The 23248-nt window shown below is 58.5% G+C and carries 20 protein-coding genes and 5 pseudogenes; 19 read left to right on the forward strand and 6 right to left on the reverse strand.

Features of this window, described 5'->3' with window-relative positions:
- Positions 1-90 precede the first annotated feature (90 nt).
- Both NKG99_RS32560 and NKG99_RS32565 read left to right on the forward strand, forming a co-directional pair.
- Positions 91-450 carry an IS1096 element passenger TnpR family protein gene (locus NKG99_RS32560; RefSeq protein WP_352873430.1) on the forward strand — a complete coding sequence of 120 codons (360 nt, stop codon included), beginning with the start codon at positions 91-93 and terminating at the stop codon, positions 448-450.
- Between the two features lie 219 nt (positions 451-669).
- The gene (locus NKG99_RS32565) at positions 670-1398 is read left to right on the forward strand and encodes a winged helix-turn-helix domain-containing protein (RefSeq protein WP_352873412.1); all 729 of its coding nucleotides are present in this window, start codon (positions 670-672) and stop codon (positions 1396-1398) included.
- A gap of 108 nt (positions 1399-1506) precedes the next feature.
- On the opposite strand, the pseudogene NKG99_RS32570 reads toward NKG99_RS32565, so the two are convergent.
- A pseudogene (locus NKG99_RS32570) lies at positions 1507-1677 on the reverse strand (transposase); the annotation flags it as partial.
- 124 nt (positions 1678-1801) lie between these two features.
- On the opposite strand from NKG99_RS32570, the gene NKG99_RS32575 reads away from it, so the two are divergent.
- The 6 genes and pseudogenes from NKG99_RS32575 (at position 1802) to NKG99_RS32600 (ending at position 8326) form a co-directional block, all read left to right on the forward strand.
- Positions 1802-1939 carry a hypothetical protein gene (locus tag NKG99_RS32575; protein ID WP_352873414.1) on the forward strand — a complete coding sequence of 46 codons (138 nt, stop codon included), beginning with the start codon at positions 1802-1804 and terminating at the stop codon, positions 1937-1939.
- A 206-nt stretch (positions 1940-2145) separates the two neighbouring features.
- Positions 2146-2583: pseudogene (locus NKG99_RS32580) on the forward strand (transposase); the annotation flags it as partial.
- Positions 2584-3311: 728 nt separating this feature from the next.
- Positions 3312-5375, forward strand: a complete 2064-nt coding sequence (locus NKG99_RS32585) for a recombinase family protein (RefSeq protein ID WP_352873416.1) — start codon at positions 3312-3314, stop codon at positions 5373-5375.
- Between the two features lie 13 nt (positions 5376-5388).
- Positions 5389-5760 (forward strand): hypothetical protein, encoded by a 372-nt coding sequence (locus tag NKG99_RS32590; protein WP_352873417.1) that lies wholly within the window; start codon positions 5389-5391, stop codon positions 5758-5760.
- Positions 5744-6448 carry a Crp/Fnr family transcriptional regulator gene (locus tag NKG99_RS32595; RefSeq protein WP_352873419.1) on the forward strand — a complete coding sequence of 235 codons (705 nt, stop codon included), beginning with the start codon at positions 5744-5746 and terminating at the stop codon, positions 6446-6448. The genes NKG99_RS32590 and NKG99_RS32595 overlap by 17 nt, the downstream gene beginning before the upstream one ends.
- 9 nt (positions 6449-6457) lie before the next feature.
- Positions 6458-8326 (forward strand): CHASE2 domain-containing protein, encoded by a 1869-nt coding sequence (locus NKG99_RS32600; RefSeq protein WP_352873420.1) that lies wholly within the window; start codon positions 6458-6460, stop codon positions 8324-8326.
- Here the strand turns inward: NKG99_RS32600 and NKG99_RS32605 are convergent.
- The 3 genes from NKG99_RS32605 to virD1 form a co-directional block, all read right to left on the reverse strand.
- On the reverse strand, positions 8319-8963 hold the full coding sequence (locus NKG99_RS32605) for a FecR family protein (protein ID WP_352873421.1): 645 nt from the start codon (positions 8961-8963) through the stop codon (positions 8319-8321). The genes NKG99_RS32600 and NKG99_RS32605 overlap by 8 nt on opposite strands.
- A 715-nt stretch (positions 8964-9678) precedes the next feature.
- The gene (locus NKG99_RS32610; protein ID WP_502913108.1) at positions 9679-10977 is read right to left on the reverse strand and encodes a relaxase/mobilization nuclease domain-containing protein; all 1299 of its coding nucleotides are present in this window, start codon (positions 10975-10977) and stop codon (positions 9679-9681) included.
- A 175-nt stretch (positions 10978-11152) separates the two neighbouring features.
- On the reverse strand, positions 11153-11611 hold the full coding sequence (gene virD1 / locus NKG99_RS32615) for a T-DNA border endonuclease subunit VirD1 (protein ID WP_352873423.1): 459 nt from the start codon (positions 11609-11611) through the stop codon (positions 11153-11155).
- A gap of 250 nt (positions 11612-11861) precedes the next feature.
- On the opposite strand from virD1, the gene NKG99_RS32620 reads away from it, so the two are divergent.
- The 6 genes from NKG99_RS32620 to virD4 all read left to right on the forward strand — a co-directional run bounded on the left by NKG99_RS32620 (position 11862) and on the right by virD4 (position 19230).
- The gene (locus NKG99_RS32620) at positions 11862-12557 is read left to right on the forward strand and encodes a conjugal transfer ATPase VirC1 (protein ID WP_352873431.1); all 696 of its coding nucleotides are present in this window, start codon (positions 11862-11864) and stop codon (positions 12555-12557) included.
- A 1-nt stretch (position 12558) separates the two neighbouring features.
- Positions 12559-13131 carry a VirC2 family conjugal transfer protein gene (locus NKG99_RS32625; RefSeq protein WP_352873424.1) on the forward strand — a complete coding sequence of 191 codons (573 nt, stop codon included), beginning with the start codon at positions 12559-12561 and terminating at the stop codon, positions 13129-13131.
- Positions 13132-13622: 491 nt separating this feature from the next.
- Positions 13623-13820 (forward strand): hypothetical protein, encoded by a 198-nt coding sequence (locus NKG99_RS32630; protein ID WP_352873425.1) that lies wholly within the window; start codon positions 13623-13625, stop codon positions 13818-13820.
- 39 nt (positions 13821-13859) lie between these two features.
- The gene (locus NKG99_RS32635; RefSeq protein ID WP_352873426.1) at positions 13860-15440 is read left to right on the forward strand and encodes a VirE2 family protein; all 1581 of its coding nucleotides are present in this window, start codon (positions 13860-13862) and stop codon (positions 15438-15440) included.
- A gap of 108 nt (positions 15441-15548) precedes the next feature.
- Positions 15549-17144: an effector protein gene (locus tag NKG99_RS32640; RefSeq protein WP_352873427.1), complete on the forward strand. Its 1596-nt coding sequence runs from the start codon at positions 15549-15551 to the stop codon at positions 17142-17144.
- A 7-nt stretch (positions 17145-17151) separates the two neighbouring features.
- On the forward strand, positions 17152-19230 hold the full coding sequence (virD4, locus tag NKG99_RS32645) for a type IV secretion system ATPase VirD4 (RefSeq protein ID WP_502913107.1): 2079 nt from the start codon (positions 17152-17154) through the stop codon (positions 19228-19230).
- A 282-nt stretch (positions 19231-19512) separates the two neighbouring features.
- Here the strand turns inward: virD4 and NKG99_RS32650 are convergent.
- Positions 19513-19825: pseudogene (locus NKG99_RS32650) on the reverse strand (IS66 family transposase); the annotation flags it as partial.
- Between the two features lie 119 nt (positions 19826-19944).
- On the opposite strand from NKG99_RS32650, the gene tnpA reads away from it, so the two are divergent.
- The 4 genes from tnpA (at position 19945) to NKG99_RS32670 (ending at position 22621) form a co-directional block, all read left to right on the forward strand.
- Positions 19945-20298 (forward strand): IS66-like element accessory protein TnpA, encoded by a 354-nt coding sequence (gene tnpA / locus NKG99_RS32655; protein ID WP_286438114.1) that lies wholly within the window; start codon positions 19945-19947, stop codon positions 20296-20298.
- Positions 20295-20642 (forward strand): IS66 family insertion sequence element accessory protein TnpB, encoded by a 348-nt coding sequence (tnpB, locus tag NKG99_RS32660; protein WP_127297977.1) that lies wholly within the window; start codon positions 20295-20297, stop codon positions 20640-20642. The genes tnpA and tnpB overlap by 4 nt, the downstream gene beginning before the upstream one ends.
- A 66-nt stretch (positions 20643-20708) precedes the next feature.
- Entirely contained in the window at positions 20709-22385 is a 1677-nt protein-coding gene (gene tnpC / locus NKG99_RS32665; protein ID WP_352873428.1) for an IS66 family transposase, read from the forward strand.
- 2 nt (positions 22386-22387) lie between these two features.
- Positions 22388-22621, forward strand: a complete 234-nt coding sequence (locus NKG99_RS32670) for a hypothetical protein (RefSeq protein ID WP_352873429.1) — start codon at positions 22388-22390, stop codon at positions 22619-22621.
- Between the two features lie 65 nt (positions 22622-22686).
- Here the strand turns inward: NKG99_RS32670 and NKG99_RS32675 are convergent.
- Positions 22687-22845 (reverse strand): annotated as a pseudogene (locus tag NKG99_RS32675) (IS66 family transposase); the annotation flags it as partial.
- Positions 22846-22977: 132 nt separating this feature from the next.
- On the opposite strand from NKG99_RS32675, the pseudogene NKG99_RS32680 reads away from it, so the two are divergent.
- A pseudogene (locus NKG99_RS32680) lies at positions 22978-23248 on the forward strand (IS110 family transposase); the annotation flags it as partial.

Consider the following 23248-nt stretch of genomic DNA (forward strand, 5'->3'; position numbering starts at 1 on the left):
CCGCGGTGAAAAAGACGCCGAGCCGCCACCTGTCCGCCGCTCAGCGGCAAACAAACCCAGATCCGTCATGAATAAGACGGGCTAGCGGATCTGGCTGAAGCCATCGTAGCGGCTTTTGGCTTCGACATGGACCACGCCTACGGCTTCTATTCAAAACTGACGGGAAAGCTGTTCGACTCGCCCCAGCGGTTCGAACTCTTCGCCGACATAGAGGGGAGCGGCTCTCGCAGCGTGAAGGGCACGCGCGTCACCACAGCCTTCCAGAAGGTGGGCTCGGCAATGACCTTCTTGTACGACTACGGTGACGAGTGGCGCTTCCGCGTTGAAGCCATTGGAACAGGGCAGGCGCAGCCCGATGCCAATTACCCGAGGATCGTCAGCCGTCACCGCGTCGCCCTCGCCGTCCGGAAATGGCGCGGAAAACTCCAACCCGATTCGAGGGACGTTTAGCGGAAGCGAACGCGAACACCAAAAGGCCACGGCACTTGCCCAACGCCTTAAGCGGCAGCGCTACGAAATCAAGTTCCTTCGGTTACAGCCGCAATCCCAAGGCCGTGCAAATTGGAGGCGGCTGCTGCACCCAAATGCGTCCAGCTAAGCAGTGAACTGCAGTTGGAAGGTTGCGGCCAAACCAGCGCCGACCAGGTGGGCGCGAGTGGAGAAAAAAGCATGAATGAAGCATGCAAGACAGTAAACGTCCTTATAGTTGACGATGATCTTGCATTTATCAAAACAGTGGAACAGCACCTGCAGAGGTGCGACATGTCAACCACTGTGGCACATACGCACGCGAAGGCGTTAGAACTACGCGAAAAGCGAGAGCCGGACGTTATCATCGCCAATTTGGGTTTTGATTGCAGTGTTGGCGCCGAAATCATGCGCAATCTCCGCGACGGCGGGAGCATACCCATCGTCGTCACTGGGAACCACCGCAGCGAGAACGATATGTTGGCCTGGCTAGAAGCCGGTGCAGACGAGTATTTGAGTAAGCCGTTGTCAATGCGGGAGCTTTCGATGCGCATCAACGCCCTTGTCAGACGGCGTTTGGCCCCCTCCCTGCAAAACCAGCCGAAGACAGAATCGGGAAGATGGTTATTCGGCGGATGGGAGCTCCGCTTGAGGACTCGACAGCTCCGTCACCCTTCGGGCAGGGCAGTACCGCTCACAAAGGGAGAATACACTCTTCTGGTTGCCTTTCTCGAGGCGGCCAATCAGCCATTGTCCCGAGAATACCTTCAACGGGCCACCCGCATTCACGAGGACATCTTCGATCGCAGCGTCGATGTTCAGGTTCTGCGCTTGCGCCGAAAGATCGAAGTGGATGCGCGTGCACCACAAATAATAAAGACCGCGCGGGGCATCGGTTATGTGTTCAGTATAGACGCCAAGCGGGCTTAGCCCTGGTTCCGGATTGCACCGGAACAGTCATAGGCGAGAGCAGCGCAAAAGCAGTTCACTCGTTGCCTCTCAGGATCAGAGTTCGTTCTGGCATTGGCGGCTTCGGGCGTCTCTGCGGGAGGCGATGGGAATGAAGGCTGAGACGACGAATCGGCCGCCTCTTGCCGGCGTGGGCGAGCACGTTCCTCATGAAGTGGACGCGCGGCACCTCTGCAACGTCGCGCACAGCACCTTGGTGACGATCGCCTTGATGCCTTGGTGGGTGTCGGAGACGACGAGTATGCGCGGCGATCTGGGAGAGACCTCGCATTGCCTCGCCTGAACTGCTCCCTAAAATACTTGTTGCCTCATCTAATTTGCTCCCGAATCAACAACTTCGGGAGCTGTGATGAGGAAGGTGAGCATGGCGACACGAGCGGAATTGGTGGCGGCGATCAGTGGACGCTATGTTTTAGGCGGGCGGGCCGAAAAGGCGAGGATGTTGGACGAATTCGTGGCCCTCACTGGCTTTCATCGCAAGCATGCGATGCGACTGCTGTGAGGAGACTGCGCGCCGGCGAAGAATGGTCCTCGGCCGGGGCGGCGGGTTACGGTGCTGAGGTGCGCGCCGCTCTCGTCGTCGTTTGGGAGGCATCGGATCGAATCTGCGGGAAGCGACTACACCCGCTCTTGCCAAGCCTGGTCGAAGCGATGGAACGCCACGGACACGGCGCTATGGATAGCGAGACCCGCCGGCAATTGTTGACGATGGGCAAGCAGGACAACTGTCAGATTGCGGTTAGCCTATCGATCGCAAATGACGCAGCCTCGCTTCCGATCGCCTGCCAATTGTATTTCCCGCAGAGCTGGGCGGAGGATCCGGAACAACGCAAGACGGCCAAGACTCCGGCAGAGATCACGTTCCGGACCAAGCCGCAGATTGTCGAGCAGATCAGGACGGCCAAGGCCGAAGGCGTCGCGCCCGGCGTGGTTCTGGCCGACGCCGGATGTGGCGCCGACAGCGGTTTCCGCGCGGGCCTGTCCGAGCTCGGCCTGACCTATGTTGTCGGCGTTCAGCCCACACTCAGCGTCTGGCGCTCAGGCGAGAGCCCGCTGCCGCCCAAGCCCTGGAGCGGAAGAGGTCGGCCGCCGTCTCGAGTCGGCCGTGCCGACAAATATAAGCCGATCTCGGCCAAGGCCCTGGCCGAGGAGTTCGACGCCGAGACTTTGCCGCATCGACGTCTCTCACGGCATGATCCTCGTCCCTATGGGCGGCAATCTTGTCCGCAGAAACGCCCGTCCCTGATTTTCAAAACGGACTCTAAGGCAGGGTATCTGCGTAAGCAAAACCCCTGGCACGGCGATTCCATTCAGGCAATGACCGATGCGGCCGATCAGCCTCCTACAACACGACGACAGTACACCCACGGGACGGAGGTTCGCGAGCTTTTATATCCGTGGCATCCTTGGTGCGGTCAGCTCGTGCATGTCCATGAGGCGCTGGCCAAAGGTACGGATATTTTCCGCTGCAGCCTTTCTGGTGCTTCTTCTGATCGGCTTCTTGAAGTCCCAGCATGGATGTTCGACCGCTCCGTGAGCGGATATTGGCGCAGCCTGCCGGTTCCGCACGTCGATCTCGCGAGCCTGCATGCTTTGGCAAAGTTACTGGAAGACGCCGACGCCTCATCGCAATCTGCGGTAATGGGCGCAGCATTGGTCTCTCACGAAACGAGTCGGAGAGATGTCCATGCCTCGCCAGTCCATGACATACCAGTTCGATCTGTTTTCGGCTCCGCAGAGGGGGATGACCGCAGGCATGCCGCAATGGCCGGAGTTGCCGGAGGAAACCCGCCAGGCGCTGACGGTTCTCATCGTGCGGCTGTTCGTCGATCACGCAAACTGCGGGCGCGCCTCCCAGCAGAAGGAGGCCGGTCATGATGCATGAGAAGATCGGGCCGCACCATCTGCAGCGGAAGGCTATTCTCTATGTTCGGCAGTCCTCGGCTCACCAGGTTCTGCACAATCGCGAAAGCAGTACCCTTCAATACGCCATGCGCGATCGCCTGACAGCACTTGGTTGGTCGCGCATTGAGACGGTGGATGACGATCTTGGTCGTTCGGCCGCCGGTGGTGTAACCCGCGCTGGTTTTGACCGGATGGTCGCCGAGGTCTGCCTTGGCAAGGTGGGGGCGGTAGCGGCACGCGAGGTATCGCGTTTTGCCCGCAACAGCCGCGATTGGCAGCAGCTCATCGAGATGTGCCGCGTCGTTGATACCGTTCTGATCGACCAAGAAGCGGTCTACGCACCACGCCAGGGCAATGAGCGGCTGCTCTTGGGTTTGAAGGGCAGCCTCAACGAGTATGAGCTCGATCTCTTACGTCAGCGTTCCCTTTCCGCCCGCTACGAGAAGGCACGCCGCGGAGAGCTTGTCGTCACGGTCCCGGTCGGCTTTTTGAAGGTCGGTGACAGGATCGAGAAAGATCCCGACCGGCGCATCCAGGACGCCATTGCGTTGGTCTTCAACAAAGTCGCCGAACTTGGCAGTGCACGGCAGGCGCTCCTATGGTTCCTCGAACACGGGTTGGATTTGCCGGTCAGGCGCGCGGACGGTGATGTCATCTGGCGCAGACCCAACTATGCAACCATACACCGGATGATTGCGAACCCGATCTACGGCGGCGCTTATGCTTATGGTAAGAGTCGCTCCGTACCGGGATACGGTGGCCGATCTGGAATTCGCCGCAAGGCGCGTGATGAATGGTTGGCGCTGATCCCGGATGCACACGAAGGTTACGTCAGTTGGGAACGGGCGGAGGAGATCCGCAAGATGGTCAGCGACAATGTACCGGCCAGTCGCCATCATGGAGCGCCGAAGCATGGCGACGCTCTGCTTGCCGGCCTTTTCCGCTGCAAAAGGTGCGACCGGAAGCTGACGGTTCGTTACACAGGAGCCAACCATAACATCCCGCGCTATTCCTGTTGGCGAGGGTTGCTCGACAACGGCGAACCACGTTGCATCGCCTTCGGCGGTCTGCGGGTCGATGATGCGATCGAGGAGGCGCTGCTCGGGGTGGTCGAACCAGGAGCCATTGCCACCGCCATCGAGGCGGAACGCCGTATGGCCAACCAACGCGACCAGGTTCAGGATGCCCTGCTGCGCGACCTCGAGGCAGCGCGCTATGCCGCCGACCGGGCATTCCGGCAATACGACGCGGCTGATCCGGAGAACAGGCTGGTGACGTCGCAGCTCGAAGCACGCTGGAACAAGGCGCTCGCTCGCGCCGGCGAGATCGAAGCCAAGATTGCCAAACATCGGACGGTTGCGCCGCAGCCGATCCCCATGTCCGCATCCCAGGTAGCCGCACTTGCGGGGAACCTCCGCGCCGTCTGGACGGCGCCGACAACCGATGCAAGGCTGAAGAAGCGCATCGTGCGAACGCTCATCAATGAAGTGGTTGCCGATCTCGATGATGGAACCTCCGAGATCGTCCTCGCCATCCATTGGATTGGTGGTGTCCACACCGAGCTGCGCCTGCCGAAGCGGCGCCGCGGGCAAAGAAACGCGACGCCTGACGATATTGTCGACGCCGTACGACAGCTCGTCCTTATCGCCAATGACGATGTGATTGCCTGTGTCCTCAATCGCAACGGACTGACGACCGGCAATGGCAATCGGTGGACACGGGAGCGGGTCACCGCACTGAGGTCATATCGCAAGATTCCGGTCTTCCGTCCCCAGGTCGACGGGGTCGAGCCGTGGCTTAATCTGGGCGGTGCGGCGAAGTTGCTCGGGATAACGCCAAAAACGCTGCGTCTGGCGGCCGAGGCCGGCCAGATCGAGGGGGCTCATTCGCTACCCGACGGCCCATGGATCTTCAGCCGTTCAAAACTCGCCACCCCACAAGCACATCAGATCCTCGATCGCGCCCGGCAGAACCCTCGACACCCCACAGGATCGCATCGAGATCAGGAAAACTTATTCCCTTCAACAACATAGAAAGATGGGCGTTATGAAACAGGATTGTAGTGATCTTGTCAGCGTGTACGTGGGGATCCTCACCGAGCGTGCCCTCCGCCGGGAGACGCAAGCGCTCGCCGCCCGCGCGCAGGCCATAAACTCGCACGCGAATGCGTTTATCGCGCGGCTCATGCTGGGGATCGAGAAGCTGAAGCGCGATAGCCAGCTTCTCGAACAGTTGCTCGAGGAGTTGAAAGCCGACGACGGCGAAGACGTGTTGGAGGCGGAACGGGCGTCGTCGGTCAGATCCTTCGAGCACAGACGCCCCTCTCTAAAGCCGTTTTTCAGCGATGTGCCGGGCGAGCCTGTCGTCGTTCTCAGGGGGCATTTTTTGAAGAGGATACAATATGACCAAGATGGTTAGAAGCCCTGCCTTCTGGCGTTCCTTTCCGATCTTTCGAGACTTCGACGATACAACGATCGCCGCGCTTGCAGGTATCTCAAGCTACCGCAGATGGCTCCCAGACACAGTAATATTCCAGCGAGGTGACGACGGAAATTACATGGCTGGCGTGATCTTTGGACGCATCAAGCTATCTCTGATCACTCCGCAGGGGCGTGAGTTAGTGCTGCAACAAATCGAAGCCGGAGAACTGTTTGGCGAGATGGCCCTGCTAGACGATCGGCCTCGATCAGCCGATGCCACGGCGCAGGTAGCTACCGAGGGTTTCGTGATTGCTAAGCAGCCTTTTATAGATCTTGTCACACTTACGCCAGGAGCGGCCTCAGCGATCATCCGTTACCTATGCTCACGATTGCGGGGCACGACCGAACAGCTGGAAACAATTGCCCTTTACGGTTTGAACTCCCGGGTCGCCCGTTTTTTCCTCGGGATCCTGAGGCAGATCCACGGCAATCAGTTGCCGGTAAGCGCCAATCTCAGATTATCGCTCACCCAATCGGACCTGGCTGAGATTCTGGGAGCAAGCAGGCCAAAAATCAATCGGGCTGTACTCGCGATAGAGGGGGTCGGCGCCATCAGGCGTATCAACGGGATAATCGAATGCAACACAGAACGCTTACAGCGGATTGCTGAGCCAAGTGAGCTTTAGGAGCTGTGCATGAGGCTGCTACAAGTCAAGCCCATCTTGGCAGGTGTTGCCTCAAGCGCTCTGTCGGCTCTTAGCCTGTTGTCGCCGCTAACTTCATACCTCGATGTCCAGCGTGAGCAGTTTTTTGATACGCTAACTCAATGGATTCCCCCGCCACGCGCAACAGAGATCTCGGTTGTCGATTTCGATCTAAAGTTATTTCGGGAAGATGCGAATAGTGTGTGGGACCGCTCAGACGTGGCAAGCGTTGTAGCCAAGATCTCAGAAGGTGGCGCGAGGGCAATCGCTATTGACATCGTTTTCGGCGGAACTTGCGACCCGGGCCTAGAAAGAAATAATGCACTGGCGCAAGCCATCGCGTCAGCGCCGGTTACGCTTGGATTTCTGATTGGAGACAACACAGAGAGGAGGCCCAAGGCGGCACCACCGGTTGGTGTTCTCCGCCCTGTCACGATTCCGCCGCTCTGGTTCATTGATGGGGCGGAGACTTCCTGCTCTGCCTTTCAAATGCGTGCCCGCTCAGTCGCGGCAGCATTTCTCATTGGCGACAAGGATGCTCATGTTCGGCGGGCCCAGGCCTTTGTCGTCCTAAGCAACGAAGTCTATCCGGCACTCGGGATAGAGGCAGCACGGGTAGCTTTCGGCAAACGGCCACCCATTATAGGAGGTGACCCAGTGTGGGTCAGGCTCGCAAAGCGTCGGGTCGAACTCGATGCTGATGGTAGTTTTCGCTTCGCCTCCAGCTCAGCTACGGCTATTGCGGCGCGCACGGTTTCGGCGGCTGATGTCCTGAATAAGAGAATCGTTGGCAAACCGTTTGCCGACAAAATTGTATTTATCGGCAGTAGTCTTCCTCAACTCGGTGGCTTACGGCCGACCGCGTCCATGCCATTGGAGCCTTCCGTTCAAATCCATGCCGATATAGCCAACGCCGTGATAACCGGTTTCATCCCACATCGCAACAGTACAACGCCGATAATCGAAGCCTTCTTGACGTTCTTGGGCGGCTGCCTCATGGCGCTGATTGGGACTCGTACACGGCCGATCATATCGACGGTGCTTGGCCTTCTGCTTATTGCCGGAATTTTTGGGGCTGCGGTCGTGACCTACGCCAAATGGGCGCTTCTATTTGACGCGATCGGGCTTAGCCTGTCCCTTATCGCTGCTCTTGCTTGCAGCAGCACCTCCCAATTTGCGTCGACCTGCAAGGCGGAGGCGAGGGCGCGCTACAAACTCTCCCAGTATCTTCCGGGGTCCGTGGTAGAACGTTACATTAATAGCCCGAAAGGTGACTGTATAGCTTGCGAGGAGCGGCAGGTAACGGCGCTTTTTACGGACATAGAAGGCTTTTGCCTGCTTTATCAGGACTTAGGTCCTTGCGATATCGTTGGGCTTCTCAACATTTACTATGCAGAGGTCAACGAATTAATTGCTTCGCACGGCGGAATGGTGGATAAGGTCGTAGGCGATGCAGTACATGCATTTTTCAACGCTCCTGAAGACCTGCCCAATCATGTGAACAAGGCTTTGGACTGTGCTGAGGCCATCCAGGCGCTGACCGATGAGATGCGCAAACGACCCAACTTCGCTAAACATGAGTTCGGGCGCACCCGCATAGGTATCGAAACGGGAACTGCGGTGCTAGGCGAAGTCGGCAGGGGTGCCAAGCTCGATTACACGGCGCACGGCAGTGTGGTCAATCTTGCCGCTCGGCTTCAGGAAGCCAACAAGACGCTCGGTACGGCAATCTGCATCGGCCCAAATGCGGCCGCCCAAAGCAGGCGGACGCTCCAATCCCTCGACGTGCACCAGATACCGGGATTTGGGAAGCTGGAGCTGTTCACCACACTGCTCGAAGCTGAACCACCAGTCAGCTAGCCAAGGTGATGCTCGTATAAGCCTCAGCTATGCGCTTCTCATCCCACATTGAAAAGTTGCTGGGGGGTGCGCCCGGCCGTGTGATTTCCAGACCCTCACCAGACCCAACAGGTTGCAACATACCGCCAGCTTCAACTGTTACCAGGCCGTGCTCAACAATGATTGCAAGAACCCCGCGGTTTGGACCACAGAAGAACTTTGTCCCGCGCACCCCCAGCATCCCAAAAACAGTTCGTACCGAGACATCAATCTTAGGCATTTTTTCGGGACGGTCGAAGACCATCTTTCCCGTGACTAGTTCCAGGGTGCCGCCCTGAAGGGCAGCGAAGCGATCGATGACAAACTCGGTTTCGCTACCGAGTAAGATGCGAGTGCCATCTGTGAGTTTTAATTCAGCGTAGCTGTTGCGACTAGTCGCCACAATATCCCCGTCATTGATATCGCTGCCAACAATCAATGGCTGTAGTTTGGCCTGACGCTTACGATTGACCGCTCCGCGAACGGTAACGACGATGCCGATTAAGTTTTCAGCCCAACTCGGCATGGTCACCGAATTTGCAAGGGCGATCGCGCAACCCAATGTGAAGGCCCGTCGACTAAGGGGACTCTGCCGGGGGGATTCGTTTGTGGTCGTCATCGGGTCTCCATCTTGAAAAGAGAGCTGGTTTGCGCCTGCTCTTGTCTTGAGCCCTGCCCGAATGCCGGACCTACACAACACCACTGAATGCGATGCATAATCTGATCCCGCGCAGTCGGGGGAAACTTAGCTCCGCACACTAATGATTCGCGCCAGCAGATCGCGTTGCGAGATCGGTCATACGCTTCTGCGAGACACTGAAGTGTTCGCACGAGAGGGCATTGGCGGAAGATGAATCACATCTGTATGCGCCCGAACCGGCGGCGAGACCGAAGAACCGTCGGAGCAAACCGAAGCGCGGCGGCGGGCAAATGGATTACTTGCGCGAACAAGGACCACAGGAAGAGTCCGAGCCGACGTTGGTGAGGGCGTGGAAGGTTTGAGAGTGTGTATACGGCAAGGAGAACATCATCCTGATTGAATCTTCGCGGTGTGGAAGCTCGGTGTTGTTTGCAAAGCTTTTGCACAGCCTCGAGTGGGCCAGCAGCGATGAACGGTGGGTAGCAGGGGAGTGGCGCCTAGACGGGTCAGCTCATATCGTTTTACTCGGCCAGGGGGACGGATTGGCGCAAATGGTCAGTGTCGGTTTCATCTTCGCTGCCTCCAGAATTCGCGCGAGTCCGAATTTTTTTCGCGTTCTCCTGAGTCAGGCTTGGCATCTGTGGTTTCAATATTGCTCATGGTCGTACTCAGCGAGAACCGCCTGGTCATGGCGCTATCGTTCGACCACGCGGCCGCTGCGAAGGCGCCGAGGTTGATTAGGATCGAGGTCTTGCGGATCGGGCTCACGGCGGTGATGCCGCCTTGCGCGTTCATCGGCTTCGCGCTGTTCACGGGCCGCCTGTTGAGCCCGGGTTTCAATGATGCCGGGGGCGTACCGACGGCGCTTACGTTGCTCCGGCCGCTCCGGATCGAGCTCTTCAGGCCTTTGGACGTGCCGCCTTGCGTGTTCATCGGCTTCGCGCTGTTCACGGGCTGCTCGTTGGGCCCGCGCTTCGATGATGCCGGGGCCGTAGCGACGGCGCTTACGTTGCTCCGGCCGCTCCGAATCGAGCTCTTCAGGCCTTTGGACGTGCCGACTTGCGTGTTCATCGGCTTCGCGCTGTTCACGGGCCGCTCGCTGGGCCCGGGTTTCGGTGATGCCGGGGGCGTAGCGGCGGCGCTGCCGTGGGTGCTGGGGTGCATTGGAACCGGCGTCTTCAGTTTCCGTCTCCGGGCGCTGGCGCCGCCGGGCTTGGCGCTGTTGCTCGAAACCGCTCTCATCCTGTGTACCGTGCTCCGCAGCTTGTCCCTGCCCACCGGAGTCGCTTCGCCTTCCCGAGTCAAAATCGTCGCCCATACGAATTTCATCGACCGTATTGTCGCGGGTTGCCGGTCCGGCGTTGCTCCCGGATGCTTGCCCAGGGGCGTCTCCGTGACTTGGTCCATGTGGACCGCCGCCGAGCCTTGGCCCCCTGTCACCGTCGCCAAGGTTTGGGGGTTCGGGTGATCCTCTGGGAGTGACGGGAACATCGGGTTCTGGGTGCGGGCGAATCGCAATGGTTTCTCCAGCCCTCTGCCTGCGTCGGAACTCCGCATAGGTAATCGGTCGCTCCATGATGCCGCGCTCAGCACGCGAGGTCGCATCCAATTCGATACTGTTGTCATACGCGGCATTAACAAGCGCTGCGCGCATATTGTTGTAATTGTGATGGGGATGGCGGCGTGAGATTTTCAACCAGTGGCCTTCCAGCGCCCTGCGATTGACCACCACATGCAAATGTGGATGTTGCCGGTCGACATGAAAGGCAGTGATGTAGTCGAATGTACCGCCCTGGCCCCCCGAACCGAATATGTTTTCCACCCACGCCCGGCCGGCAGCGTGTGCGTTATTGGCATCGGTGCCTCGCGGAAAGCTGACGATGATGTGCGTGGTCAGGTCCTGATTGCTTTCTGCCTCTGGCTGGCCAGGTTGATAGTTGCCGGTTTGCTCGGCCCAACTGCGTGCCATCTCGTGAAGCCGATCGTATGGCACCGCAACACCCTGATGACGCGAGGATCGCAGGAGGTCAATGGTGCCCTCGCGAGACAGGTAATTCAGCTGATCCCGGATTTGGCGTGCGGTACGAGCGCCGCCTCGAGGCACAATTCTTATGATGGCTTGCGGGGGCATCTTGGCCACCTGACAGCGACGTTCCCAGAAAATCCCCTCACCGTACGCTCTCCTGCAATAATCTTCGGCCGTCTTGCCGCCGTCGGGAAATGTTCAGTATTGTGCGAAGCAGGGCATCGAGGGCGGCGAATTCTTGGCCAAACTGCTGCCTATGGCTCTCGAAGCGTTCGATATCCACCCTACCGTCGCGACTTGCAGTCCGGCTCATGTCGCTGAGCGCATCGGCGATCTGACCAATGCTGCTGGTAATTTCCTGGAGGTTTTGGCGAGTGTCGGCGTCACTTTCCAGGAAGCCTGCTATCCGACGCGCTGCGATGCGGAGGGCCAAATTTCTTGTCAGCCCGAGCGCCCGCACCTGTTCCGAGAAAGACTCAAATTCAGCCGACCGCAACCGCACGCTGACTATCTTATAGCCAAGAGGGTCAACTATCGCAGAGCTTCGTCTTCTACATATGGAAGCATCATCGAATAGGTTAGGAAGGTTCTCCTCTGTCATCCCCAGTCCCCATCCATAGAAAGTAGTATCTTTGCAAAATGGCACGAGAAACTCACATGAGATATCATAGAGGCATCCGTCACAAGTGGTACAAGCAAAAGGTTACAGTTGTAGTTCCACGACAACGAAGTGTTGCATTTTGCTGGCCGGCAGCTACGTTGACACAGGCGCAGTTTTCGGCATAAACGCAGTACTTGATACATGAATGAATGTAGCTTTTGGAAGCATCCCGGCACAGGCAAACTACGACATGAGACTGATTACTTTCTGCTCGTTCAAAGGCGGAGCGGGTAAAACCACGGCCTTAATGGGGCTGTGCTCCTCGCTCGCCTCGAAGAAGAAGAGGGTGGCGTTGTTCGAGGCTGACGAAAACCGCCCCCTTACGAAGTGGAAAGAAAACGCTCTTCGAAACGACGCTTGGGATCATCAATGTGAAGTGTTCCTCGCCGATGAGTTGCCTCTCCTTGAGGACGCATATCAACGGGCTGAGGCTGCTGGATTCGATTACGCGCTGGCCGACACCCATGGCGGTCTGAGTGAACTGAACAATATTATTGTCGCCAGCTCCGACTTTCTGCTGGTGCCAACCATGCTGACACCTCTGGACATCGATGAAGCGCTTGCGACTTATCGCTACATCGTCGAGCTGCTATTGGCGGAGGCACTGCAAACGCGTACCGCCATTCTTCGCCAGCGAGTTCCTATTGGCAGACTGACGGTCTCTCAACAGGCCGCCTACGACATGCTAGAGCTTCTCCCAGTTTTTGACGTGTCCATGTATGAGCGGGATGCCTTCGCGGCCATGAAGGAGCGGGGGATGTTGCACATGACGGTCGCGAATATGTCCCACACTCCCGCATTGCGACTGATGTTGCGCAACAATCAGCACGCATTGGATGAGCTTGCCATGATCGGTGCTTTCGTAGAGAAGGCATTGGAGGGTTGATATGGGTATCCGCAAACCGGCTGTTTCGGTGCTTGCGGGGGGCCAATCGCAGAGGGCTCTCCAGGCGAGCCTGCCGGCCTCCTCAAATCCGCCAGCAGCGATCGCATCAAGCGAGCCGACCAGTCGCCAGACGGGCAACAGAACAGTAGCGGTCCGGGCTTTGGCCGCGAGAAGGACCGTTCTTTTTTCGAACGAACGCAACGACCCGGATCCGAAGGTGCAGGTGTTTCTGTCAGCTCCGCTTCCCGCCCGCGGCATCTCTGCGACTTTTGACGCATTGAGTGCCCAGTCTCGCCCTTCAAAGGCCCTGCAGATGATATTGCGGCGTGCTTTGGACGACTACGAGTTGATGCTGCCCAACGGTTCGTTCACCGAAATCGCGCCGGCCTACTCGGTTGAGGAGCCCTTAGCCATCGTTGCGACGTCGCGCATGATGCCGCGACGGCTGGTTGATATTGCCCTCGCGCATTTTGATCCGTTGGGTTTCGAAAGTGCTCGGGCCTTCGGCCGTAAACTTGCTAGCTCCGCTCTTTGCACTTTCTTTGACAACGAAAAGAAAGTCACCCGCCGATAGCGCTGATGAGGGCGTTCGTGGCTGGCTCACGCTGTGGGTGCAGTGTGAACTTGCGCAACAAAACAGCCATCACCTATGGCAAAAAGAGCAAAAGAGCGGAGTGGCCGGCCAGGGCGCGCATGACATTGAATGCAGTGCTGGTTGCTCGGGCTTGCCAATCGCCGGCGCGATGGCCGATCGCCACCAGAGCCCCGCCTTTGCTCTCCAGCCTCCCGCCGTTTGGATGAAAGAGGCCGCGTTCAGAACATCTTGACGATATTTATCATGACCGAAAGCGCCTGGATGGATGGCCCGGCAACTGGTGCATCGAACCAGCTTACATGGCCAAACATAGATTGCTAAGCTGCGTTCAGCCCCGCCCTGGCATTGTAACACGTCAGTTGATCTTTCAGATGTAACACAATTGCAGTTGACCATTCAAGATACATGCACAATCTATTGGAAATAGAAGGACGAATAAGTCGAAAAGCGATAAATGTAAGGCTCCACCAATGAACTTAACATCACCAAAGTCAGCTATCAAACGCACCGAAAGCGACGAATGGCCTACAGGTCGGATTAATACAACCATGAATGCGGATGAATACCCGCCGATGGACAATCCGGAGCTGTTCATGGCTGGCCGAGAGCGCCGCCTCAGGGCAATGAAAAGAGCAGTGAAAGCCCGAGACGAAAAAACAAAAAAATAAAGTGACATACGTGTAATAAACTACGGAAGGATCATTTCTGTGGGCGATAATAAAAAAATGGATGCCGCGTCTAGGGCCAAATCAGATGATGTCGAGATGGACCCCGAGCTGGAGGTCTCTACTCGACGAATGACAAATCTTAAGCTCGCGGCCGGGCGGCGAGCAAACGTCGCCCAACTCCCGTCGGACGAAAGTATGTTGATTGGAGTTCGAGACATCAAACTTAAACAGTACGGCATTCCTGTAGTGCCCGTGGATCGGAATGCCGCAGAGGACAATCCAGAGAGAAACGTTTATACGTTCTTCAAGGGAACCGAATTTCAGGCGCTTAAAGGGGTTGGTGGCAAGACGCCCAAAGAGATAGACAAGGAACTTGTGTACATAAGGTATAACGATAACTATTACACTAAGAACGGCCTTTGGCATGCCATAAAGGCACCGGACGGCCAACAGACAACTAAGGACGATAAAGACCACGAATTCAGGAAGATAACGACATCGCTAGGTCTGACCGCAGAGCGCGACAACGAGCTCTACCAAAGCGGCGAAGCGGTTAAGAAAGATCAAAACGGTAAAACTGTGTTCAAGGACGGAAAGCCGGAAAAGGTTCCGGTCTATAAACTGCAAGGCGAGAAGCAGATCTATAAAACGCCAGCAGGGGATAGGAGGCGCGACTTTGCCTATAAGAACCCGTACACAAGCGGCGAACAGGCACCAGACATCCTGCATCGAGGGCCGGACGGCAAGATAAAGGGGTTTTCGCGTCTTCCGAACGATGATTATGAGCAGGCTACCCCGTGGGAATTGGAGGCCGAGCTCGGCGGCCAGATTTGGCTGAAGTCGAAACTCCACGGCTACCAAACCATCAACTATATCGAACGTACGCTGGGTGTTAATCACGCAACCTACCGTTTGCGGGACTATGTCGGTGAAGACCGAGGCTGCAACCGGAATACTCATAGTGCCTACGTAAAGATCGACACGATGTACTTTCCGATCAACGATGTTATAAAGGAACTGGAAACAACAGACCCTGCTGTGACGGCCGTTCAAGGAAATCCGTCCATGGATGCGATGGATCACCGGATGATCATAAGAATGCCTGAAGGAAATACATTCGCCACGCCGGATTTTGTTGCGCGTGGGCATCCGGAATACTTCGACGAGGTGTGCAGCGAGCACGGAATCAATCCGCAGTGGGGCAAATTCAAGCCTGTTTGGGGTCAGATGCTCGACAAATACGCCTCACATTCTCGTGTACTTGTGGAGGTGGACGGATCCCTTGTCGAAGGCGAGTCGGTTGAGCTTGAAGATGGCGTGTCCATAATGGAGACCTATGCGCCGGACAGGATTTTCTATGCAGACGATGGAAGAACCGAAAGGGGCGGAATATATACGAAACCAACATTTACGTCTCTAGCTCAGACTCTGCAGAGATCTACTCAGCAGAAGAATGAAGGTAAACAGCTGGATGTGCCGACTTGCGTAACTGACAGCCTGCTGTGGCCTCGCGGCTCCGATTTGGGCGAAGTGATAGACATGGCGAGTCCGCAGCCTCCACCTGGCAGCAGGTATGACGCGCGAAACGATAGAATACGCGACGCCGTCAACAGTCTTTGAATCGGGCAATCGTCGTGAGCCGGTTCAGGCGCAGTTGAGAATGAGCCGAGCAAATTTCTCCCTTGCTGTCGCCGGCAATCGACATCTTTTTGCAGGAAGGCACCGTACATGGCTGATATTGGAAAAAAACCAGTTAAATTGCGCAATCCAGGGTATAAGCAGGCACGCTCAGCCAGGCGTGCAGAAGATCAGCGTTCTAGAGCGTTGGAGACGGCCGAACAAGCAAGCAGAATAAAGCGAGAGCTCGAGCGACCAAGCAAGCAAAAGCGATATGCCAAGGAGATGGACATCTTTGACAGTGTCGAGGAGGGCTATCGCGGAGAGGTCGGCTTTAAGCTGATAGGCAACAAGAGGCTGAGAATCCACAAGGATGGCGAGCGCACCCGCAGGAGCGGCATTGTCAACAGGACGACAGAGGTCTTGAAACGCGACCCCGACTCGGGAAATGTTTATATCGGCCGACTTGAGAAGGAGGGATGGCGGAAGAAAAGGAGTTACGAGTTTGACGGCAAGGGTGAACTTCGCTCTCTAAGCCGCGAGCGCAATGACGGGAGCTTCCGCGAACGGTGGGAACGCGATGAAACCGGCAATCTGATCCGCACAAGCTATTTCACGAACCGTTTGCGCGATGGTAGGATTTTCCGCGCCATTTCAGAGGAGATGAGCGCTCCGTACGAAAGTGGTCCCGACAACAAGAAATATCGCATCCTGACCCGCAGGAAAGGCTCCAAAACAGAGGTCTTCGAGCGGGACGAGGATGGTAATCTGGAACTGGTTGGACGCAAAACGCGCGGGTTTCGGAGATGTTCGAGAAAATCGCGAGATGGGCGAACCAAGGAAACGGAGATTAAGAGTCTCTTCGGCAGCAAAACATACCAGTCTCTCCTGGATGTGAATGGCAACGAGGTAGGCAGGAACATTAGATCCCATCGAAGGTTGCTGAATAAAAGATCAGCGACGTTTGATGAGAAGACAAATCAGCGAACCGGAGCCAAGCACACGTTCGGCAAGGTCTACAAAAGCGAGAGCAGGTATTTTTCCAATGGTACGAAGATCGTATCAAAAAAAATTCTTGGAGTGAAGCTTAGTATGGACCTGAAAAGGCTCACCAGAGACGAGCGTAAGGCGCGCGAAATGGGAGCCGAAGAAGCAGCACAGCATAAAGAAGCGTGGAAGAATGTCCTAGTCACGCCAACCGGCATGCGGCGGCCCTCCCAGACAAACCGCACTGCCGAGGCCGCGAAAGAGCTGGAGCAGGCCAGCCTGAAGAACGCGATTGATTCCGACACGGGTCAAGATGATCTCAGTAAACCGCAACCTCCCGGCCGACAAGGTAGATCTGGCGCCGATAAGACGTTCGTGGACAACGACAACAGAAAAAATGCTGAAGACGCAAATGCGTCATCGAAGGAGAGTTCCAACGACAACCTCGCCAGAATTAGGATGGCTGCAGCGAAAGCCCAGGCAGACGGGCGGCCGGGTTTGTCTCCTCCCATTGCGTTGAAACGACTTGGAGCTCAGGCTGATGCCGCGCAGCCCCACAACGGGGCGAACCCTGTTGCCGCGGTTAAGCCGCAGGCCTCGAATAGCCAATCATCTAATGACAGGCGAATGGCTATGATGGAAGCAGCGAAACGCCGCGATGAAGCAGCCAAGAGAGCAGGCCTGGACGCGCGCGCCGTAGCCTGTATCGGACGGGGATGATCGAGCCGTGGACTCGCGCCGGAAGACGGGTACGGTTCTGCTCGGTGGGGCGTTCTCGCTGGTCGCGGGACTGTTCTTGGCGAGCACCTATGCCAACTTCCAACATGGCGTCACGTCCCAAGCTATCCAGGGCTTCGACATCCTTGCTTTCTGGTACGAAACACCCTTCTACGCCGGCGATGTGAGGCCCGTCTTCTATCGTGGGCTAATGGTCACCGGCTTCACCGTCGCTGTCACTTTGTTCATTCTGGCTCTCATCGTGTTCAAGCCACAGCACCATGGCACAGCCCGCTGGGCTCGCTTCGGCGAGATGAAAAAGGCCGGTTATATCATGCCCTACCAAAAGATTTCCGGACCGATCTTTGGTAAAACAATAGGTCCGCGATTGCCCGGGCAATATCTGAGTTATGGTGAGCAGCCACATAGCCTGGTGGTGGCGCCGACCCGCGCCGGGAAGGGCGTCGGTGTTGTCATTCCCACACTGCTGACCTTCAACGGCTCGGTGCTGGCGCTCGACGTCAAGGGGGAGTTGTTCGAATTAACCTCGCGTGCGCGAAAAGCCCGTGGCGACCGCATCTTCAAGTTCGCCCCGATGGACCGGGCCGGCCGCACACACAGCTACAATCCAGTTCTCGACATCGTCTCGATCCCGCCGGAGCGGCGATTCAGCGAAGCACGACGTCTTGCTCACAACCTGATTGCGCCCAAGGGCAAGGGGTCGGAAGGCTTTATCGACGGTGCACGCGATCTTTTCGTCGCCGGCATTCTGGCTTGCATCGAGCGCGGAACGCCTTCGATCGGCGCGGTTTATGACCTGTTCACGCTGCCAGGAGAAAAGTACAAGCTTTTCGCTCAACTGGCAGAGGAGTGCCAGAGTCCAGAGGCGCGGCGCATCTTCGACAACATGGCCGGTAACGACACCAAGATCCTTACCTCCTACACTTCTGTGCTGGGCGACGGTGGCCTCAACTTGTGGGCGGACCCGCTGATCAAGGCAGCGACCACGACATCCGACTTCTCTATCTATGATCTGCGCCGCGACCCGACGACAATCTATCTCTGCGTAACCCCGAACGACCTTGAGGTGATCGCGCCGCTAGTTCGCCTTTTCTTCCAACAGGTCGTGTCGGTAATGCAGCGGACCATGCCAACCAAGGATGAGATATTCGAGGTCCTGTTTCTGCTCGACGAGTTTAAGCATCTCGGCAAGCTGGAGGCAGTCGAGACGGCCGTCACCACCATCGCCGGCTACAAGGGCCGGTTCATGTTCATCATCCAGAGCCTGTCGGCCTTGACGAGTGCCTATGAACAGTCGGGCAAGGAAAATTTCCTCAGCAACACCGGCGTGCAGGTCTTCATGGCAACGGCCGACGACGAGACGCCGACCTACATTTCAAAGTCAATCGGCGACTATACCTTCCGGGCCAAGTCGAAGTCCTTCAGCCAGAGCCGTATGTTCGACGCCAACATCCAGCTCTCGGAGCAGGGAGCCAACCTGCTACGACCGGAACAGGTCCGCCTTATCGATGAGAACAGCGAGATCGTTCTCATAAAGGGCCGGCCGCCGCTGCTCCTTCATAAAGTGAAATATTACTCAGACCGCACCCTGAGCCGCATCTTCGAGAGCCAGACCGGCCCTTTGCCGGACCCGGAGCCGATCGGACACTGCGGAACGCCCGCTGAGCCCTCGCCGCTACCCGCGCACGAGCGGGACCAGGCAGGCGACGCTGGCGATGCGGCCGATCATGCCTTCGGAGTCGGCCAAGCGAGCCACTTCGCTACGGATGACGTCGATGTGGGTCAGGACGAGAAATATTACGATGTCGCCGACCACTATTCGGAAGAGCACCGGCTCGAGCACAAGGCAGACGAAGCAACCTTGGATGAGGAGGCCCAACATAGGCTGGTACATGAGGCTATAGACAAACAATGGCTGGAGGAAGATGGCGAAGATCATGGGCTTGAGGGCGCTCAAGCACCTCGGGCCCCGCCTATGCCGGAGCCGGAAGAAGACCACGCCCTGAACCCCCAGCGCGAGCTACTTGATCGGATCATCGCCTTGCAGGAGCGCAACATCGGCCAATAGTTCGTCGGCCGTGAACTATCCGCAAATCATCGATGGTGTTTGCTGAGTGAGGGTAAGCGTCACGAGCACCGCACGGTTGTCCTTGCTTGACAGAGGCAGGATTCAGCTGCGGGCCGCTTTGACTCGTTTGGGCGTGAAGTACGAGCGGGTGGCGACGATCGCCTTTGCAACGGCGGCGACCCCGCCTCGCCGAGACGGGAGTTCACCCCGTTGTGTCCCGGATCGGGGCGATGATGTCGCCGGTTGCGGCATGACCGCGGAGAACGGGGCGCCAGAGCCTTGTGGCATAGCCATCAACCTGGAGAATGCCATCGAATGTTGAAAGCTGTCCCTCGATCTCTCCGGCTCCCCGGCTTTCTGCAAACACATAGCCGACTGCCGGCGGAGCCGGTCCCTGCCATGGACGATCATCGACGGCCTGGGCCCACAACTGGCAGACTTTCGTCCGCTTGCGTCCCGGATCAAGTCGCGGCAGCGGCGTTTCGTCACAAAACAACCGCGGCTGCGAGCGGATGAAGGCAAGCAGGCGATCGTAAAGCGGCCTCAGCCACCAGGCGGCCCGTCCGACCCAGCCGCCGAGCGTGCCACGGTCGAGATGGATGGCGTAACCCGAGAAGATCGTACGCCTCCGGCGAGGGCCGCCTTGCGCGAGCATGGCACGGTAGCGAGGCTGCGCTCTTAAGGTCGTCCTTACGAGCGAGTTAACAGCACAGCATGAGCCATGTGACATTATTGACCGGGCCGGAGCGTCGTCGTCGTTGGAGTGAAGAAGATCAGTGCCGGATACTGGCTGCGGCATTCGCGCCCGGGGCCACAGTGGCGGCGGTAGCGCGCCAGTACGATGTCGCGACCAGCCTGATCTATAAGTGGCGCCGCACGATGAGAGCCCGCGAGACGGGCTTTGCCGAAGTTGTCGTGGTTCCCGATGAGCCTGTCGCCGCTTCGGTGCCGGCGGCGCCACCAGCGGTGATCGAGCTGGAGATCGCCGGCAAGGTGCGGCTGCGGATTCCGTTGACCACGCCGCCGACACTGGCGGCGGCGATGGTGAAGGCGCTGGGCGTTTCATGATCCCGGTCCCGAGCCAGGTGCGGATCTGGTTGGCGGTCGGCCGGACCGATATGCGTCGCGGGATGCAGGGCCTCGCTCTGCAGGTTCAGGAGACGTTGGGCCGGGATCCGCATGCCGGCGATCTTTATGTCTTCCGCGGCCGCAGCGGCAATCTGATCAAGATTATCTGGCATGATGGGCTCGGCATGTCGCTATATGCAAAGCGGCTCGAGAAGGGCCGGTTCCTATGGCCGTCGCCGGCGGACGGCACGGTTTCCATATCACCGGCGCAGCTCGCCTACATGCTCGACGGGATCGATTGGCGCAACCCGCTTCACACGTTCCGTCCGCAGCGCGCGGGCTGAGTTTTTCTTTGAGTTTGCGCCATTTTCCGCGAGTCAGCGGACGCGTTTTATGATTCACTCCAGGGCATGGTTGCCACCGCCCAGGATGCTGTTCCGGACGATATTGGCGCGCTGAGAGCAGCGCTGACCGCGGCGCTGGCCAGAGCCGAAGACGAGGCCGCGCGCGCTGCGCTGGTCGAGGCCGAACTGGCGGTCGCCAGGGCCAAGGCATCGGATGATGCGGCGCTGATCGCGCATCAGCATCTGACGATCCGGAAGCTGCAGCGGGCGCTGCATGGTCAGAGTTCTGAACGCTCAGCCCGCCTGCACGACCAGATGGAACTCACCTTCGAGGAACTCGAGAGCACGGCGACGGAAGACGAGATCGCCGCCGAACAGGCCGCGGCCCGGACCACCGAGGTGGCGCCTTACATGCGCAAGCGACCGGCGCGCCAGCCATTTCCCGAGCACCTGCCGCGCGAACGCGTGGTCGAGCCGGCGCCGACCGCTTGCCACTGCTGCGGCGGCCATCGGCTGCGCAGGCTGGGTGAGGATATCACCGAGACCCTGGAGGTGGTGCCGCGGCAATGGAAAGTGATCCAGCACGTGCGGGAGAAGTTCACCTGCCGCGACTGCGAAGCGATCAGCCAGGCTCCGGCGCCGTTCCACGCCACCCCACGCGGCTGGGCCGGTCCCGGCCTGCTGGCGATGATCCTGTTCGAGAAGTTCGGCCAGCATCAGCCGCTCAACCGCCAGGCTGAACGCTATGCCCGCGAAGGCGTGCCGTTCAGCCTGTCGACGCTCGCCGACCAGGTCGGCGCCGGCGCCGCGGCGCTGATGCCGCTGTTCAAGCGACTCGAAGCCCATGTGCTGGCCGCGTCACGTCTGCACGGCGACGATACGACGGTGCCGGTCCTGGCCAAGGGCAAGACCGATACCGGCCGATTATGGACCTATGTGCGTGATGACCGACCATTCGGCGGTGTCGATCCGCCGGCGGCGGTGTTCTATTATTCCCGCGATCGCCGGGGCGAACATCCCGCGGCGCATCTCGCCGGCTGGAGCGGCATTCTGCAGGCCGATGCCTATGGCGGTTATGGCGATCTCTATGCGGCGGCCCGTCAGCCGGCGCCTATTCTGGAAGCCAGCTGCTGGGCCCACAGCCGGCGCAAAGTGTTCGAGCTGGCCGATGTCGAAGCGGCGGCGCGCAAGAAGGCGCACGGCGAGAAGCCCAACCTGGTCTATCCGCTGGCGGTCGAAGCCGTGAAGCGCATCGATGCCCTGTTCGATATCGAGCGCGCGATCAACGGCCTGTCGCCGGCCCAACGCCACGCCGTGCGCCAGGAGCGGAGCGTGCCGCTGGTCACCGAGCTCGAGACCTGGATGATTGAGACGCGCGACAAGCTGTCGCGCGGACATGATCTGACCAAGGCCTTCAACTACATGCTGCGCCGCTGGTCATCCTTCGCCCGGTTCCTCGACGACGGGCGGATCTGCCTATCGAACAATGCAGCCGAGCGAGCCCTGCGCGGCATCGCTCTCGGCAGAAAGTCCTGGCTGTTCTGCGGTTCCGATCGCGGCGGACAGCGCGCTGCCGTTCTCTACAGCCTGACCGTCAGCGCCAAGATGAACGATATCGACCCGCAGGCCTGGCTCGCCGATATCCTGGCGCGCATCGCAGCCCACCCAGCTCATCGGATCGATGATTTGCTGCCGTGGAATTGGAGATCCGCACAACTGCGGACCCAACCAGCGGCGGCCTAATCATGCAGCGCAATAAGGTGCATCACGTCTATACCGTCGACCGTGTCGCCAGGGACCTCGGCGTCAGCGAAGCGCTCATCCAGGACCTGACCCTCGGTCTCGAGCCCGAGGACGGCGTCATCTGGGTGTACGGCGCCAACGATGACGGCGGAATCTTGGCCTTCGCCGATGAAGGCATCGAGGAGGTCAAACTCCTTCTCGAAGAATATCATCGCGTCTCCCCATCGAAAGCTTGACCTCAGCACCGCGGTGCTCAAGGCCGCCGGATACGCACGTCTGCGGTCTTCACCGGATGCGTACAGAAGATCTGCGACTGACGATAGAGAGGAAGATGCCAGGCGAACTTGGAGACGACCACATGCGCCACCAGCGCCGTCGTTGCCATGCCCCCGTCCATTACTCGCGCTCGCGCCGGCGCCTGGACGACATGGGCCTCGCAGGCCCGGCAGATCCCATGGGGAGTGGATCGTGGCCCGCACTCTGACAGAGTGGGCTATCGCAACTCGCTCTTTGGAGGCCCTTCATGCATCTTTCGACCGCCGATCAATCCGAGCTACAAGCCGCTGTCCGCGTGGATCTTGGCGCAATCTTTTATCCGTTGGTGGTGATCCAGGAGGCGGGGCTGGACGGCTTCTGGATCGACCGGGTGCTGAACCGCGAGGACTGGATCGAAAGTCACATCGTCGATGCGGCATCGATCGCAGTGTCGCGCCGCCACCGTCGCGCCAAGACGGATCGGCTTGATGGCGAGGCGCTGATCCGCGCCCTGCTGGCCGTCAAGCGGGGTGAGCCGCGCGTCTGCTCGATGGTCCGGGTGCCGACGCCCGAGAATGAGGATCGCCGCCGGACCAACCGCGAGCGCA

Source organism: Mesorhizobium sp. M1409, from assembly GCF_040317535.1.
GTDB lineage: Bacteria > Pseudomonadota > Alphaproteobacteria > Rhizobiales > Rhizobiaceae > Mesorhizobium.

Excerpts from the sequence above, each read along its gene's own strand:
- NKG99_RS32640 (WP_352873427.1), top strand. The coding sequence starts at position 15,549 with ATGGCTGATATTGGAAAAAAACCAGTTAAATTGCGCAATCCAGGGTAT.
- NKG99_RS32625 (WP_352873424.1), top strand. The coding sequence starts at position 12,559 with ATGGGTATCCGCAAACCGGCTGTTTCGGTGCTTGCGGGGGGCCAATCG.
- NKG99_RS32565 (WP_352873412.1), top strand. The coding sequence starts at position 670 with ATGAATGAAGCATGCAAGACAGTAAACGTCCTTATAGTTGACGATGAT.
- tnpC (WP_352873428.1), top strand. The coding sequence starts at position 20,709 with ATGGTTGCCACCGCCCAGGATGCTGTTCCGGACGATATTGGCGCGCTG.
- NKG99_RS32670 (WP_352873429.1), top strand. The coding sequence starts at position 22,388 with ATGCAGCGCAATAAGGTGCATCACGTCTATACCGTCGACCGTGTCGCC.
- tnpA (WP_286438114.1), top strand. The coding sequence starts at position 19,945 with ATGAGCCATGTGACATTATTGACCGGGCCGGAGCGTCGTCGTCGTTGG.
- virD1 (WP_352873423.1), bottom strand. The coding sequence starts at position 11,611 with ATGACAGAGGAGAACCTTCCTAACCTATTCGATGATGCTTCCATATGT.
- NKG99_RS32595 (WP_352873419.1), top strand. The coding sequence starts at position 5,744 with ATGACCAAGATGGTTAGAAGCCCTGCCTTCTGGCGTTCCTTTCCGATC.
- tnpB (WP_127297977.1), top strand. The coding sequence starts at position 20,295 with ATGATCCCGGTCCCGAGCCAGGTGCGGATCTGGTTGGCGGTCGGCCGG.
- NKG99_RS32600 (WP_352873420.1), top strand. The coding sequence starts at position 6,458 with ATGAGGCTGCTACAAGTCAAGCCCATCTTGGCAGGTGTTGCCTCAAGC.
- NKG99_RS32575 (WP_352873414.1), top strand. The coding sequence starts at position 1,802 with ATGGCGACACGAGCGGAATTGGTGGCGGCGATCAGTGGACGCTATGTT.
- NKG99_RS32585 (WP_352873416.1), top strand. The coding sequence starts at position 3,312 with ATGATGCATGAGAAGATCGGGCCGCACCATCTGCAGCGGAAGGCTATT.
- NKG99_RS32630 (WP_352873425.1), top strand. The coding sequence starts at position 13,623 with ATGAACTTAACATCACCAAAGTCAGCTATCAAACGCACCGAAAGCGAC.
- NKG99_RS32620 (WP_352873431.1), top strand. The coding sequence starts at position 11,862 with ATGAGACTGATTACTTTCTGCTCGTTCAAAGGCGGAGCGGGTAAAACC.
- NKG99_RS32590 (WP_352873417.1), top strand. The coding sequence starts at position 5,389 with ATGAAACAGGATTGTAGTGATCTTGTCAGCGTGTACGTGGGGATCCTC.
- NKG99_RS32605 (WP_352873421.1), bottom strand. The coding sequence starts at position 8,963 with ATGACGACCACAAACGAATCCCCCCGGCAGAGTCCCCTTAGTCGACGG.